Origin of the sequence: Streptomyces sp. NPDC088794 (assembly GCF_044750545.1) — a bacterium.
Classification (GTDB): domain Bacteria; phylum Actinomycetota; class Actinomycetes; order Streptomycetales; family Streptomycetaceae; genus Streptomyces.
On record NZ_JBIVKB010000007.1, the window covers coordinates 156738 to 171567 of the forward strand.

12 protein-coding genes, 1 tRNA gene and 1 pseudogene are annotated in these 14830 nt (G+C 65.7%); 7 read left to right on the plus strand and 7 right to left on the minus strand.

Annotated elements, in window-relative coordinates:
• Positions 1-18: 18 nt before the first annotated feature.
• The 3 genes from ACIP6U_RS21375 to ACIP6U_RS21385 are packed head-to-tail and all read right to left on the minus strand — an operon-like array spanning position 19 to position 2952.
• On the minus strand, positions 19-1764 hold the full coding sequence (locus ACIP6U_RS21375; RefSeq protein ID WP_401719990.1) for an ABC-three component system protein: 1746 nt from the start codon (positions 1762-1764) through the stop codon (positions 19-21).
• A complete protein-coding gene (locus ACIP6U_RS21380) occupies positions 1751-2005 on the minus strand; it encodes an ABC-three component system middle component 6 (protein ID WP_401719993.1) in 255 nt (84 codons plus the stop codon). The genes ACIP6U_RS21375 and ACIP6U_RS21380 overlap by 14 nt, the downstream gene beginning before the upstream one ends.
• Complete coding sequence (locus ACIP6U_RS21385) at positions 2005-2952, minus strand: ABC-three component system protein (protein ID WP_401719996.1); 948 nt, start codon at positions 2950-2952, stop codon at positions 2005-2007. The genes ACIP6U_RS21380 and ACIP6U_RS21385 overlap by 1 nt, the downstream gene beginning before the upstream one ends.
• A gap of 854 nt (positions 2953-3806) precedes the next feature.
• On the opposite strand from ACIP6U_RS21385, the gene ACIP6U_RS21390 reads away from it, so the two are divergent.
• Positions 3807-4232 (plus strand): hypothetical protein, encoded by a 426-nt coding sequence (locus ACIP6U_RS21390; RefSeq protein WP_401719998.1) that lies wholly within the window; start codon positions 3807-3809, stop codon positions 4230-4232.
• Positions 4229-6610: a tetratricopeptide repeat protein gene (locus ACIP6U_RS21395; protein ID WP_401720001.1), complete on the plus strand. Its 2382-nt coding sequence runs from the start codon at positions 4229-4231 to the stop codon at positions 6608-6610. The genes ACIP6U_RS21390 and ACIP6U_RS21395 overlap by 4 nt, the downstream gene beginning before the upstream one ends.
• A 92-nt stretch (positions 6611-6702) precedes the next feature.
• Here the strand turns inward: ACIP6U_RS21395 and ACIP6U_RS21400 are convergent, their stop codons facing one another.
• Positions 6703-7023: a hypothetical protein gene (locus ACIP6U_RS21400; RefSeq protein ID WP_401720002.1), complete on the minus strand. Its 321-nt coding sequence runs from the start codon at positions 7021-7023 to the stop codon at positions 6703-6705.
• Between the two features lie 587 nt (positions 7024-7610).
• Positions 7611-7889 carry a hypothetical protein gene (locus ACIP6U_RS21405; protein ID WP_401720005.1) on the minus strand — a complete coding sequence of 93 codons (279 nt, stop codon included), beginning with the start codon at positions 7887-7889 and terminating at the stop codon, positions 7611-7613.
• A gap of 77 nt (positions 7890-7966) precedes the next feature.
• Between ACIP6U_RS21405 and ACIP6U_RS21410 the strand changes: the two genes are divergently transcribed.
• Positions 7967-8722 carry a GntR family transcriptional regulator gene (locus tag ACIP6U_RS21410; protein ID WP_401720585.1) on the plus strand — a complete coding sequence of 252 codons (756 nt, stop codon included), beginning with the start codon at positions 7967-7969 and terminating at the stop codon, positions 8720-8722.
• Positions 8723-8895: 173 nt separating this feature from the next.
• On the opposite strand, the gene ACIP6U_RS21415 is transcribed toward ACIP6U_RS21410, so the two are convergent.
• A tRNA-Ser gene (locus ACIP6U_RS21415) sits at positions 8896-8982 on the minus strand.
• Positions 8983-9109: 127 nt separating this feature from the next.
• Here ACIP6U_RS21415 and ACIP6U_RS21420 point away from each other — a divergent pair.
• The gene (locus tag ACIP6U_RS21420; protein ID WP_401720008.1) at positions 9110-9970 is read left to right on the plus strand and encodes an isocitrate lyase/phosphoenolpyruvate mutase family protein; all 861 of its coding nucleotides are present in this window, start codon (positions 9110-9112) and stop codon (positions 9968-9970) included.
• Positions 9971-10117: 147 nt separating this feature from the next.
• Here the strand turns inward: ACIP6U_RS21420 and ACIP6U_RS21425 are convergent, their stop codons facing one another.
• Positions 10118-11638 (minus strand): S1C family serine protease, encoded by a 1521-nt coding sequence (locus ACIP6U_RS21425; protein ID WP_401720011.1) that lies wholly within the window; start codon positions 11636-11638, stop codon positions 10118-10120.
• Between the two features lie 257 nt (positions 11639-11895).
• Between ACIP6U_RS21425 and ACIP6U_RS21430 the strand changes: the two genes are divergently transcribed.
• The 3 genes and pseudogenes from ACIP6U_RS21430 (at position 11896) to ACIP6U_RS21440 (ending at position 14714) form a co-directional block, all read left to right on the plus strand.
• On the plus strand, positions 11896-12723 hold the full coding sequence (locus ACIP6U_RS21430; RefSeq protein ID WP_401720014.1) for a glycerophosphodiester phosphodiesterase: 828 nt from the start codon (positions 11896-11898) through the stop codon (positions 12721-12723).
• A gap of 201 nt (positions 12724-12924) precedes the next feature.
• Positions 12925-13563 (plus strand): annotated as a pseudogene (locus tag ACIP6U_RS21435) (ATP-binding protein).
• 185 nt (positions 13564-13748) lie between these two features.
• Entirely contained in the window at positions 13749-14714 is a 966-nt protein-coding gene (locus tag ACIP6U_RS21440; protein ID WP_401720016.1) for a DUF5926 family protein, read from the plus strand.
• Positions 14715-14830 lie beyond the last annotated feature (116 nt).

The following is a 14830-nucleotide window of genomic DNA, read 5'->3' on the forward strand; positions in this document are numbered from 1 at the left end:
TGGTCGTTTGCCGTTGGGCTAATCAAATCGGAATCCGAAGAGGCCTCCCTCATCATTTTCATCCGTCAGTCTAGTGTCCAGGGTGTAAGGAGCGGCATCAAAGGCACCATCACTTTGTGCTTCTACACTCGCAATAAAGTCAGAGTTGACCGTCACAATGTATTGGAACCCGTGTTCTTCCGCAAGCCTCGCGCCGATATTAAGGCAAGAAGCAACCTGCCGCCCATCTATGGCATCGAAGAGATGGCTGTCATGAACGAGCAGCCGCGGGGCCCTTCGAGCTTTAATGGCCGCAATCTCGCACACGACGTCGAGCATGAAAGTCTCAACACTACGGACGCCGGTACTAGCGTCGCCCGAGATCTTCGGCTCGACACTGAGGATTCCCTTAGGTGTCAAAGACACCAAGAGAGAGGCCTCTCGGTCGGTATAGATTTCCGCCCCGAGCTCACTGAACAGTAAAACAGACTCATCAATTTTCTCGTCCCGTTCGTTCATTTCAGTTCGAACGGAGGCAATCAGTTCTGCAGTCCGAAGCTTGACCGTGTCATTAATTGTGCTGATCGAATTCGCATCTTCGAGACGTCGTTCCAAGTCCGCGACGTTCGCCTCTTGTTTGGCGAGATCACGTTGCATGCTCATAAAGGTGTCGAGCGCGACAGTCTCTTCGAGAATCTGCATAACTTGGGATCGCGCACGGTCTAGCGCTCGACGCTCCACATCGATGGCATCGAGGCGGGATGTAACCGCGTTGAGTTCTTGCTCCAAGAATGAGCGCCTATTACGAACAACGGACTCGTGAAAGGCAACTACCTCGTCGTAACGCCTACTAACAACGTCTGGGAGCACGAGCCCAATCTCGGCATAAACACGCGCAAGCTTCGCAGTTAGCTCATTGCTCTCGGAAGCCACCACTTCGTCGCGCAGCGCTTCATCAAGTTCACGTGATCGGCGTTGCAAAGCCAAGGCTTCATCGTTGAGCCTCTGAATCGAACCACTAAGACCGTCGGCCTCTTGTTGATGACTGGCGTACTGCTCATCAACCGTGAAAGAACGCATGCTTTCCTGTATGCGGTCTCTCTGGCGACGGGCTGTCGCAAGCTGAGCGCGAAGCGCTGATTCATCGAGAGAAAGGTGTGCGATAGCCCCGTCTTTTACTGCTTTACGGATGGCCTTACCCTGCTTCGTAAGGCGATCCAGGTCACCAGCTTTACCCAAGATTTCCGGTGCCAACCCCAGCATGAATCCGAGCTTGACCCCGGACTCCCAGTCAGCCTCAGACTGATGCCCCTTGATGGGGTTGCCGAAGTAAGTTCGGATTAGCTGTCCCCAAATTTGACCGGCGGTCGGCCGGTTCACGTTTGGAGGGATTCGAAAAACATGTCGACTCAGCATACTGCGCCACGCGTCAACGTGCAGGTCTCGCGCCCCCTCAGAAGCCGACCAGCCGGTCACATCGACTCTGGTCGTAGGTGAGACGGAACGCGTGACAGTCACCGTCTCATCAACATCACCGCTTACTGCTGGGAGCGAAATAGACGCAATGAATTTATGATCTGAAAGCTCAGAGGCCTTGAAATCTGGAGGCAAATCGCCGCCAAGAACGTACCGCAAAATCTTGACGAAACTTGTCTTGCCAATACTATTCCTACTGTCACCCTGCGCCGACGCGTCTGTGCGATCAGCTACAAGAATATTCAACCCTTCATGAAAGCTTAGGGTTTTAAATCTGGCATCGGATGAAGTGAGCCTAGTGAGAAACATGGGAAGTCCTGATATAGCCACCATCCGACACGTCCACAACCTTCATTGCGTAGAGGGTTGCTAGCGCAAGCGAAAACCAGTCGAATGTAACCCGATGAAGCCTGCTTGTGGTGTCTTGTCGAGTATTGTACCGTTCCCACAATCCCGACACCGACATTGGGTCAGACAATTCCTCCAGGATCTCCGATCCGATTGTCATCAGGGCGCGTTCCGGCGAAACCCCCTTAGTGGGCAAAAGCATCAGGCAACTCCCTCCCCGGATGTTGATCCTGGAACCGACGGCATTTCAAAAATATGACACGAATCAAAGAAGTACGAAACTACAGCGAAAGCCGCATTGGCGCGCTTCCCATCCATCCGGAAGTTGCCACCAGCCACTGAAACGTAGAGCCGCTCAAGAATCTCTGCAGGCTCGGCAGTAATCGATCTAGCTTCTTTATAGAGGGTTCGAAACCGCTCTCCCTGTGCATCGTAGAGATCTGGGTCAGAGGACTCGGCATACCAGCGATCAATGCGTGGAGCCAGAAGCCGCCCGGCATTAAACTCAAGCCGGCTCGCCTCAGGAAGGGCGTTGAATTCCATTTTGGTAGCTGGGACGGGCAACACGCTTCCACCGACCTCGGCAGCCGAATCATGAGTGCCGAGAGTGTCGAGCAGGGGCAGCAGATCTGAAAGCTCAATATTTTCAATTCCAGGCGCACCCGGGAAGAGTGAGTCGAGAACTGTGTCGCTTAGGGTTCCCACCACTTCCGTCCAGAGTCTATCTGGTCTTACAACTCGGATTGTAAGCGGCCGGGTGGAGGACGGGCTGTGCGCTTGTTGCAATTGAGTGACGGACCTCAATGCCACGGGCCCAACGGGCGCGTTCGTCACAAACTTCCACGTATGAAACGTGTCCCATTCAGCCAATCCGCGACTGAAATCCGAGTTAATCTTTTTTGCTAGCTCTCGCTCAGCATCACGACCTGGCCTCTGCCCATAACAGGCATAAAAGATTGTGCCTGACTCGGCCAATCCATCACACCCGCCGTCCCCGAGCGAGCCGGACGGTGCCGGATTCAGGTAGTCGTCGTGGAAGTGCGATAGCACTTTGGAAACGTAATCTTCGAAAGCATTACCAGACTCAAAACATGCTTGCTGATGACGGAAATGATACCAATCGCGCCAGTTTGGCGTTCGCAGCATCATCGCCTCCGTTGTGCACTCATAGCCTCATAGTTGCCCTCCTTCAAGATTACAGTCGACTGCGCCAGGTAGGACAGAAAGTCGTCGAACCTTGCGTCGACCAGATCTGTGCTCTTTGCCGGAGCGGTGCTCGCGTCTGACGCGAACCCTGACGAAGAGTCACGGGCCGCCCCAACTCTCATCGCCGGCCAGGGGCACGTCGCGCTACTACCCCCACCAAGGTGACTTGACGAAGCGCGACCAAGCCGAACCGAAGAAGAGGGCGAGCAAGCGCCGCAAGAAGAGTGAGCGGGAGTCGCGGTAGGTGGGTGTCTAACTGCGAGACAACGAGGGAGGTGAGTCACGCAGCGGACCACGGCAGCGCCCCCGTCCAAGTTGCTTCGGACCGAAGAGGGCATCACTGAAAGCCACACTGCTACGCGTCTGCCGACGCGACTTGCTCTGGTCGACAGCATGGCAGCGTGGCTGAGGCCAGTGGGGATGCAGCGAGACACACGCGCGCCTGATCGGTCGGCGCACCCGCCGTCATGGCTGACTATCGTTGGCTGAGGCCCAGACCCCAAGGTCGAGCATCCCCCCAGGGTTCTTCCAGCCGAATGGGTCGTGCCATTCGCGTGCCAGATCCTGCGGGGAACCACGGGTAACGGCGGGGAGTGGCCATCAGTGCGACCAGGATCCCGACACCGCCCCGCCACAGGCCAGCGCGGTAGCAGCCACAAGAAACCCAAGCTTCCCAAGCAGATGGCGTGAGGGGGGAGTCGAACCGCTGCGGGCGTTTCGGGCGTATTGGCCTCACGATGGGTGTGTTGTTTCTACCCTGGTGTTCTTTGGGAACCGTGGCAGTCAGGGGGAATCAAGTGAGTTCGGAGATCGTGCAGTTGGTCGAGCAGGCGGGCCCTGCGGTGACGGCCGCGGTGAGCGCGTACGGGGTGGCAGTGCTGACGAGGGCTCAGGATGCTGCTGCCGAGGCGACGGTTGGTCTGGGGCAGCAGATCCTGCAACTGGTCTGGCGGCGCAGGGACGAGGCAAGCCGGACAGAGCTAGAACGAGTCGTGGGTGAGGCCGCCGACGAGCAGGACGACGCCTACTCCACGGCTGTGCTGAGCCGGCTCCTGAAGCGCGCGTTGCAGGACGATCCGGCACTGCGGGAGGAGCTGTCGGCCCTGCTACCGGCCCCAGCCGCAGGCGCGGTCACCATCACGGCGTCCGGTGAGCGGTCGATCGCGGCGCAACACATCGGCACCGCGATCACCGGTGACGGTCACGCCCCGCTACGGTCGTGAGCGCGGAAGAAGCCGTGTCCGGTCCACGCATCGCGGCAACCGGAGAGCGGTCGATCGGAGCCCAGCAGATCAGAGACGCCTACACGGGTGACGTTGTATTGCCTGCTGAGGCGCTGCATGCCGTGGAGAGAGTCACGGCAGCGCCAGGCACCTCGAACCTGCCTCCGCCGCCGTTGTGCCTGGGCCGTCAGCATGACCTCGCCTGGCTGCGGCATACCCTGACCGACCAGCGCGAGGGTGCAATCACACAAAGCGGGACTGTCCACGGCTTGGGTGGGGTCGGCAAAAGCACGCTCGCCCTGCACTACGCACACCGTTATCGCGGCGACTACACCCTGATCTGGTGGATCGGCGCCGCCTCCCCCGACGAGATCGAGACCGCCCTCACCGCCCTCACCCAGACTTTGGTGCCGGCCTGGGCCAGCACGGCCGGGCGGGGGGCGCAAGTGGCGTGGGCGAAGCAATGGCTGGCCTGGCATCCCGGCTGGCTGCTGGTGTACGACAACGTCGACAATCCCGACGACCTCGCCCCGTATACCGGAGCACTGCACCAGGGGCATCACCTGGCCACCAGTCGCCGCACCATCGGCTGGCCCGACACGGCCCCTACCCTGGCCTTGGGCAACCTCCACCCGGACGACGCAACCACCCTGCTGTGCCGTCTCGCGTTCAAGGACACCACCCCCAACCCTCGCCAGGGGGTCGAAGCCCGTGCTCTTGCCGCTGACCTAGGGCACCTTCCTCTGGCGATCAAGCAGGCTGGCGCGTACCTCGCTCAGAACCGTGGCATCAGCCTCGACGCCTACCGCCGACGCCTAGGTACCAAACTCGCCAAGACCGCCCACGGCTTCCACGCCGAACGCACGATCGCCCGGGTCTGGAACGTCACTCTCCAGGTCCTGGAGCAAGCGGACCCGATGGCCGTCCAGGTCCTGCACACGGCTGCCTGGCTCGCCCCCGACGACATCCCCCACACCCTGCTAACCCCACCCGGCGCCGACCTGGACGAAATCGCTGAAGCCATCGGCGCCCTGGCTGCGTACAGCATGATCAACGACACAGGCACCCACGTAAGCGTGCACCGCCTGGTGCAAACCGTCCTGCGCGGCCCCCTCACCACCACGGCCAACACACAGCCGTCCACGTGCCCTCCAGGACGTCAACGGGCCGAACGGGCCGTCCTCCACCAACTGAGCCCACCTCCAGGCCGGGACGGCACCAGCGACACACAGTGGGACACCCTCATACCCCACCTCGTCACCCTGGCAGCTACCACTCCACTAGGACACCACAACAACGCCCTCACCAGTGCGTACAACGACGCCGCCAATCGACTCCACCAGCAAGGTCACACTGCCCGCACTATCCCCCTGATGGAGGCAACACTCGCCCAACGGGAACAGGTACTCGGCAACACCCACACCGACACCCTCAACTGCCGCAACAACCTCGCCAGCGCCTACCTTGCGGCGGGGAATCTCGGCAAGGCCGTCCCTCTGCTGGAGACCACCCTCACCCAACGGGAACAAGTCCTCGGCAACACCCACCCCGATACCCTCAACAGCCGCAACAACCTCGCTGGCGCCTACCAAGCGGCAGGTGATCTAGGCAGAGCCATCCCCCTGCTGGAAGCCACCCTCGCCCAACGGGAACAGGTCCTCGGCAGCACCCACCCCGACACCCTCATCAGCAGTAGCGACCTCGCCGGCGCCTACCGGGTTGCGGGCGATCTGGGCAGAGCCATCCCTCTGTTGGAAGCCACACTCGCCCAGCGCGAACAGGCCTTTGGAGATATACACCCCCAGACCCTAATTTGCCGTGGCAACCTAGCAAACGCCTACCAGGCGGCGGGGGATCTAGACAGAGCTATCCCCCTGCTGGAAGCCACCCTCGCCCAGTGCGAGCAGGTCCTCGGCAACACGCACCCTCACACCTTTACTAGTCGCAACAACCTTGCCAGCACTTTGTTTAGGGCGGGTGATCTAGGTAGGGCTACTTCTCTGCTAGAAGCCACCCTTGCCCAACGGGAACAGGTCCTCGGCAACACCCACCCCGACACCCTCACCAGCCGCAACAACCTCGGGACCGTCTACCAAGCGACGGGTGATCTAGACAGAGCCATCCCCCTGCTGGAAGCCACCCTTGCCCAACGGGAACAGGTCCTCGGCAACACCCACCCCGACACCCTCATCAGCCGCAACAACCTCGCTGGCGCCTACCAAGCGGCAGGTGATCTGGATAGAGCCCTTCCCCTATTGGGGACTGCCCTCGCCCACACGCGCAGAGCCGCCCAAGCGGCACAGCAGAGGAGTACAGCAACCACAACGACCGGTCATGAACATCACCCTCCCCAGGAAACCGAATCACGGCCTCACTGACCGGCGTCGACCGATCTCCAGGGAGCCCCGATCCATGTTCGAGGCTCCCTGCTGTCCCACGTATGCGTACGGCTGCTCTCCAGAAGCCGCTGTCAGTAGTCAAACAGCGGTTCTCTCTCTGGGACTTCAGGCGTCGCCATCCGGCGGCCGCGGCTCGTCGCGACGCGCAATACGTCTTGCAAGGCGCCAGCCAACTGGGCCGTGAGAAGGCTCAGTTGCCCCTGATCCGCAGTCTCATCATCGAGCACTTGGGGTGCTTGCTCCAGCAGTTCTGATGCCAGCCCGAGTTGCACCGCCTCGATGTGGTCCGCCAGGCGGGAGATGTAGCCGTCCGGGTCGTCGGTGCTCAGGTAGCACGGCTTGCCGTCCGGCCCCGCCCAAGGGAGAAGCCTCAGTTCGTTCTGCACCGTCATCCCTGCTTCTGCCTCTCGGTGGTCTCTATATTGGACGCCGCCGGGCGACGAGTCGCTCATTGCGCCACCTCCGCGGGCCAGGCTTGGCCTGGCGCTGAGTGGCAGGGGCAGTCGCAGGCCTCGTAGATCACGGGCAGGTCGACCGGTGCGGAGGCCGGAGAGGACTCCGCGCAAGCGTGGTGCGTACCGATGCGGCATGCAGTCGAGCGGTACGGCGCGGCCGTGGCGTCCGAACCGTGGGTGTGCCGTCGAGAGGGCATCAGCGGACCGCCAGGGAAGCCGACCACGCATCGGCCGGCAGAGGGGGAGCAACGGCAACCGCCCGATGCCGTCGCACGCGTCCTTCCCACGCCAGCACGTACGGCCGGACGAAAGCTACGTCCTCGCCCATGAGCGAGCGGCTATGACTTGCACGGTCAAGTGCCGGCCCTAGAACGACTGTTGGCTCGTCCAGGAGCGTGGAGAAGGCGGGAGCGGTTGGCGACGGGGAAGGCGCTAAGGGGCGGCGGTGCCTGCCCTTGGTGAAGTACCGCGCCCTGGTACGGCAGGCGGCACGGCGGATACGGTTGAGCACGCTGAATCAGCTCCTATCGCTGATGGCTCGGTCCCCCGACATCGCCCGTCGCGGGGACCGCTTTTCGTACGACCGCCCATAAAGTTCGGGCGTTCAGGCTGGTGGCGAGGAGTCCGAAACGATCGGCCTCAGCCACCACTTCCAGGGCCTCCCTCCATGACTCGGCGGAGAGCGATTCCGGCACCTCCGCTTCGACCGACGTGTGCAAGGCGTGCTCCTCCAGGCGCGCGGGGAGCCCGATCGCGGTCAGCCGAGCAACGAGGGCCGCCGCACTAACTCCCGAAGCGGGCACAGACAGCCTCCGTCACCAGCGATCACCTTGAGTGAAGCTAGTTAACTAGATTAGAGCTAGTGGACTAGATTTTCCATATTCCTGAGCAGCCGCCCTATCTCCGCATCGCCGACGAACTCCGGCGGCGGATCGCGGAGCACGTGTGGGAGCCGGGGGACCGCCTCCCCTCTCGCTCCCAAATCGGCCAAGAGTGCGGCGTGGGCGAGAACGTGGTGCGCCGGGCTCAGGAACTGCTGATCTCTCAGGGCGTCCTGGAGGGCCGCGCGGGATCAGGTACTTACGTCGCAGAACCCCGGCAGCGGGTGCGGATGGTGCGTTCATCGGCGCGCGAGCAGCCCCAAGGGTCCCCTTTCCGCGCGGACATGAAGGCGCTGGGCAGGCAGGGCGACTGGGAGAGCCGGACCGACGCCAAGGTGCCGGCTCCCGCGGAGATCGCCGCCCGGCTCGGCCTCGCCGAAGGCGATCTGTGCGTCCGGACGACGTACGAGTTCCTTGCAGACGGCAGGCCGGTGCAGCTGTCGACGAGTTGGGAGCCGTACGACCTCACCGCCGGCACCCTCGTCGTCCTCCCTGAAGGAGGGCCCCACGCGGGGGCAGGCGTGGTGAACCGCATGGCCGCGATCGGAGTGACCGTCAGCCACGCAGTGGAGCAACCGGAACCGCGACAAGCCACGGCTGAGGAGGCGTCACTCCTCGGGATCCAGAAGGCCGCCCTTCTCACGCACATCCGGCGGACGTACTACAGCGACGACGGCCGACCCGTGGAGACCGCCGACATCGTGGTGCCCGTCGCTCACTGCGAGATCGTCTACGAGATCCCGATCAACCGTTAGCGGGCGGCGGGTGACCGACCGCTGGATCTTGAAATGGCGTGCCCCGGGCGTGCCCTCGCGTGCCCCTTCCGTGCCCGATCGAGCGGGAAAGCACGGGGAACCGCGGGGCCGGGCGGGTGGCGGACACGACAATGGCCCCCGACTGTATTGCCTGGTCAGGGGCCATTCATGTGCGGTGGGTGTGAGATTCGAACTCACGGTGACGTCGCCGCCACGACGGTTTTCAAGACCGTTCCCTTAGGCCGCTCGGGCAACCCACCCCGCGCCGCCCACCTGGGACGGAGCGGGTACAGACTACCCGGCTTGGTTGGTTCGCGGGGAGCGTGGGGCGGGAGGGGGTGTGTGGGAGGGTCGGGCGCAGGGACCGTCGAGGAAGGGCTGCGGGACGTGGACAGCAATCGTCGCCAACTGGCGGAACACTTCGTCGAGTTGCACAAGGAAGGGTGCTTTCTCCTGCCCAATGCCTGGGACGTGGGGAGCGCCAAGGTGCTGGAGGCCGCCGGGTTCTCCGCGCTGGCCACCACCAGCGCGGGGGTCGCCTTCTCCCTTGGGCGGCCGGATCATGACTTCTTCGCCGACGCGGAGGCGGCGGGGGTGGGCGCCGGGCGCGTTGATCGGGGGACCATGCTCGGGCGGGTTGGGGAGATCGCCCGTGGGGTGTCCGTGCCCGTCAGTGCCGATCTGGAGGACGGGTACGGGGAGGCGCCCGAGGTGGTCGCCGAGACCGTCGCGGCGGCGCTCGCCACCGGTGTGGCCGGCGGCAATGTCGAGGACTTCACCGGGGAGCGGGACCGGCCGCTCTACGGGCACGACCTCGCCGTGGAGCGGATTCGGGCCGCGCGGGAGGCTGTTGACGGCCACGGGGAGCCGTTCGTGCTCGTGGGGCGGACCGATGTGCTCCTCGTCGGCGGTTCGCTCGACGAGTGTGTGCGGCGGGCCAACGCGTATCTGGCGGCCGGCGCGGACTGCGCGTTCGTGCCGGGGGCTGCTGACGCGGCGACCATCGGGACGCTCGTCCGCGAGCTCGACGGGCCGCTCAACGTGGTCATGGGGCTGACCGGGAACGCGCTGGGGATGGCGGAGTTGCGCGAGTTGGGGGTACGGCGGGTCACCGTGGGGGGCAGCATCGCGCGGGCGATGTATCGGCGACTGGTGCTTGCCGCACGGGAGTTGGCCGAGTCGGGGACGTTCTCGTACGCCGAGGACCAGATGTCCCAGGGGGAGCTCAACAGCCTCTTCGAGAAGTGAGTCGAGAGTCGGCCCATTGAGCCCGGTCGGCCCGTTGAGCCCGGTCGGCCCACAGAGCCCATGACTGAGCCGGGTGTCGGAGGGGGAGCTCCGGCACCCGGCTCATCGCGCTTCACGCACGCGTGCGCGTCAGTTGGACCCTCGGACTCAGCTGTCGCCCTCGCGGGAGCCCAGCGTCAGGTCCACCGTGTGGGTCTTGCCACCGCGCTCGTAGGTGATCGTGACCTTGTCGCCCGGCTTGTGGGTCCAGATCTCGCCGATCAGGGTCGGGCCGGAGTCGATCACGTGGTCGTCGAGCTTGGTGATGACGTCGCCGGGCTTGAGGCCGGCGTCGGCGGCGGGGCCGCCCGCCTCGACGGCGTCGGAGCTGCCGGCGCCCTGTTCGCTGATCTTCGCGCCGCCGGTGGAGTCCTCGAGGGAGACGGACGCGCCGATCTTCGCGTAGACCGGCTTGCCGGTCTTGATCAGCTGCTGGGCGACGTACTTGGCCTGGTTGATCGGGATGGCGAAGCCGAGGCCGATCGAGCCGGACTGGCTGGTACCGCCCAGGCCGCCGCTGCCGGTGGACTGGATCGCGGAGTTGATGCCGATCACGTTGCCCTGGGCGTCCAGGAGGGGGCCGCCGGAGTTGCCCGGGTTGATCGAGGCGTCCGTCTGGAGGGCGCTCATGTAGGAGGCGTTGGAGCCGGTGCCGTCGCTGGAGGCCACGGGGCGGTTCTTCGCGCTGATGATGCCGGTCGTCACGGTGTTGGACAGACCGAAGGGCGCGCCGATGGCGATCGTGGAGTCGCCGACGGCGACCTTGTCGGAGTCGCCGAGGGCGAGGGGCTTGAGGTCGGACGGCGGGTTCTTGAGCTTGATGACCGCGACGTCGTAGCCCTGTGCGTGGCCGACCACCTCGGCGTCGTACTTCTTGCCGTTCGGGAAGGTGGCCGTCAGCTTGCCGCCGTCGATGGCGTCCGCGACGACGTGGTTGTTGGTGACGATGTGGCCCTGGGTGTCGAAGACGAAGCCGGTGCCGGTGCCGCCCTCGCCGCTGGTGGACTCGGCCTCGATGGTGACGGTGCTGGGTACGGCCTTGGCGGCCACGCCCGCGACCGTGCCGGCGTCGCGCTTGACGTCTCCGCCGCTGGTGGAGGCGGAGACGGTGGTGGAGCCGCTGCTGTCGTCGTTGTCCTTGGCCAGGGTGTAGCCGAGGCCGCCGCCCAGGCCGCCGGCGACCAGTGCGGCCACCAGGATCGCGGCGATCAGTCCGCCGCGCCCGCTGCCGGACCTGTGGGAGGGGGCGGGGGCGGGCTGCTGCTGGTAGGAGTCGCCCCAGCCGGCTCCCGAGCCGCCGTCGGCGTACGAGGGGGTGGCCGGGGGCGGGGGCGGCCAGGCCGCGTCGGGGGCCGAGCCCTGGGACGCGGGGCCCTGGAGGTGGTCGGCGTCCGCCGAGCCGTAGCCGGGCCCCTGGGGGGCGCCTGCGGACGCGTACGTGGGCGCGTGGCCGGAGTGCAGCAGGTCCTGCTCCGGTGCGCCGGGGGCGCTCGAAGGCGTCGGCGGGAGCGGAGTCGTGGGTGCGCCCCCCTCGGGGGCGACGCGTGCCGAGGGGGCGGGAGCATCCACCGGCACGGGGGGTGCGGACGGGGCCGGGGGTACCGGGTTGCCCTCGTTCTCGGTGCTCACAGCTTGTCTCCTCGGTCCACGGCTGGTCTTCTCGGTCGCACTCGGGCATGCCCGTTCACGTTGTTCGACGGTCCGGTGCGCTGCAGCTGTGCATGTCCTTTTGTATGCCGTCAGCTTTTCCCATGAGCCGTCAGGGCACCATAAGCGGCGCCTGTGTGTCCGGGGCTATTCCTTATATAGGTCATGAGGGGCAAAAGGGACGCAATCTCTGCCCCTCCGATCGCACGACTACCCCCGGGCGGTGGCACCATGACGCGGTGACCCACGCACGGCAGCCCCGGATCCAAGTCGTCGCCCACCGCGGAGCCTCCGAGGAGGCCCCCGAGCACACCCTGGCCGCGTACAAGAAGGCGATCGAGGACGGTGCGGACGCCCTCGAGTGCGATGTACGTCTGACCGCCGACGGACACCTCGTCTGCGTCCACGACCGTCGCGTCAACCGTACGTCCAACGGGCGCGGGGCGGTGTCGGCGCTGGAGCTCGCCGATCTCGCCGCCCTGGACTTCGGCGCCTGGAAGACCCGGGAGGGGTGGCGCACGCGCGACGAGGAGCCCGACTGGGAGTTCCGGCCCGAGGACCGCGCCGACACCTCCGTACTGACCCTGGAGCGGCTGCTCGAGCTCGTCGCGGACGCGGGGCGGCGGGTGGAGCTGGCGATCGAGACCAAGCACCCCACGCGCTGGGCGGGGCAGGTGGAGGAGCGGCTGCTGCTGCTCCTGAAGCGGTTCGGCCTCGACGCGCCGGCCGCGCCCGAGGAGTCGCCGGTGCGCGTGATGAGTTTCTCGGCGCGCTCGCTCCATCGCGTGCGTGCCGCGTCACCGACGCTGCCGACGGTCTATCTGCTGCAGTTCCTCTCGCCGCGGTTGCGCGACGGGCGGCTGCCCGCGGGCGTCGGGATCGCGGGCCCCTCGATCCGCATCGTGCGCAACCACCCGACGTACGTCGAGCGCCTGAAGCGGGCCGGGAACCAGGTGCACGTGTGGACCGTGAACGAGCCGGAGGACGTGGACCTCTGCGTCGAGTCGGGCATCGACGCCATCATCACCAACCGCCCGCGCGCGGTGCTGCGCCAGCTCGGTCGCTGAGCCCTTTCGCTCACAGGAAGCCGCGCCCTCTTTACACAGAAGACTGGCTGCACACAGGAGACTGGTAAAGACCTGTGAAGAAACCCTTGACCCACCCGCCCCACTGACGACATCCTCCGAATCTCAGTCACACCGGCGAATTCCAGCCACGTGACTACGGGGAGTGCACCGGCGCGTTCGGTCCGTGTTCGATCACTGCGAATGCGTCACCGAACGTGAGTTGGCCGGTTTCCGGTTCAGGCCAATGGGGCATCCACACCGTGGCGTGGGGCGAAGGAGGTCTCGGGGGTGGCGTTGGTGGTGGCACAGGAGGTGCCCACGTCGTCGAGCATGGCCGTACCCCATGGCCCTGCGGGCGTGGGTGAGGCGAGACACCGCATGCGCGAGCAGCTGCGCGGAAGAGGGGTGTCGGACGCGGTCATCGACGATGCCGTGCTGATCCTTTCCGAGCTGTTGAGCAACGCGTGCAAGCACGGTCGACCTCTGGGCGACGCCCTCGCCGGGGACGGTGATGTCCGCGCCGCCTGGCGCGTCGACACGGGCGGCCGGCTCACGGTGGAGGTGACGGACGGTGGCGGACCCACCCGCCCGGCTCCGGCCACTCCGTCGGTCACCGCGCACGGCGGCCGGGGGCTGAACATCATCACGGCGCTCGCGGACGACTGGGGTGTGCGCGACGACACCCGCGGCGAGGTCACGGTGTGGGTCGTCGTGCACGTCGACGTTCATGATCCGGATGCCGGACGCCGTCGTGACGACTTCGCTACGCGCGTCACGGCGCCCTCGGTCCGCGCGCTGCCCGCACTGGGCTTCACGGACGCGTTCGACGAGCTGGACTGAACCTCTGGTACGGCCGGACCGACCCGCTGATCCGGCGGGACCGAACCTCCGGTTCCGGGACGAGCCGGTGCGTTGTCCACAGGTCGGCACGGACAGCCACGTTGTCCACAGGCTCCGGCCGGTCATGGCGTGAACGGCTAGGCTCCCGCCCGTACCAGACGAGCCGTAACCGGGAGACACCCACGATGGCCAAGAAGCGACCCCTTACCAAGGCCAACCAGCCTCGGATCACCGACGGAGAGGTCCCGGTCGTCGGCGCGCGCGAGCCCTGCCCCTGCGGCAGCGGCCGGCGTTACAAGGCCTGCCACGGCCGGGCCGCCGCGCACGCGGTGACCGAGCTGGTGCACCGCCCCTTCGAGGGGCTGCCCGGCGAGGGCGACTGGGTGGCCCTGCGCGAGCTGGTCCCCGCGGCCACGGCCGAACTGCCGCTGAAGGGCGGCCTGCCCGAGGGCGTTCCCTCGGTCACGCTCGCGACGGTACTGCCGATGGCCTGGCCGGCGCTGCGCCGCGAGGACGGCTCGGTGCTGATCGGCCTGCAGAACGACACGGCGTCGGGCGACATCAGCCGCGACCTCGCCGACACCCTCCAGCGCGCCCTCGCCGCGGAGCCGGGCAATCCGGTCCAGAGCCGCCGGGCGCCCGCCGAGGGTCCGCGGCTGCAGGATCTACTCGATCCCGAAGGCGCGTTCGAGCCAGTTGTGCACAGCGGCTTCGAATTCTGGGTTCCGGACGCGGAGAACGCGACTCCGGAAGTGACCGCCTCCCTGGAGCGGGCGAACGCCGCGGCGATCCCGACCGCGAAGCTCACGGGCGTGGACGCGGCGTACTGGTGCGAGACGCCGGACAAGAACCACCTGCGCTGGGTCATGCCGCACGAGGAGGAGCTGCTTCTGGACGCACTCGCGCGGCTGCACGCGGCGGGCCGGTCCAACCTCGGTGACGGCACGCGCCTCGTGGGTTCCTTCCGCGCTCACGGCCTCACCGTCCCGGTGTGGGATCTGCCGAGCGGAGTCGGTGCGGAGGACGTGGAGAAGCCGGCCGCCGAGTTCGCCGAGCGGCTCGCCGGGGCCCTCGCGGCGGGCGTGCCGCTGACCGCCGACGAGCGCCGCGCGCGCGGCGGGCTCACCAACCGGCAGGTCACGCTCAGTTGACAGGTCGTGACGAGCGCGGGTCGAGGCGGCCGCTAGGGCGGGTCGAACCCCAAGAAACGGAAAGGTGTCTACCGTCAAAAATACCGCAGAACACAATCGAAAAACTTAATTGTAAT

Excerpts from the sequence above, each read along its gene's own strand:
- ACIP6U_RS21440 (WP_401720016.1), top strand. The coding sequence starts at position 13,749 with ATGGCCAAGAAGCGACCCCTTACCAAGGCCAACCAGCCTCGGATCACC.
- ACIP6U_RS21380 (WP_401719993.1), bottom strand. The coding sequence starts at position 2,005 with ATGCTTTTGCCCACTAAGGGGGTTTCGCCGGAACGCGCCCTGATGACA.
- ACIP6U_RS21400 (WP_401720002.1), bottom strand. The coding sequence starts at position 7,023 with ATGACGGTGCAGAACGAACTGAGGCTTCTCCCTTGGGCGGGGCCGGAC.
- ACIP6U_RS21385 (WP_401719996.1), bottom strand. The coding sequence starts at position 2,952 with ATGATGCTGCGAACGCCAAACTGGCGCGATTGGTATCATTTCCGTCAT.
- ACIP6U_RS21375 (WP_401719990.1), bottom strand. The coding sequence starts at position 1,764 with ATGTTTCTCACTAGGCTCACTTCATCCGATGCCAGATTTAAAACCCTA.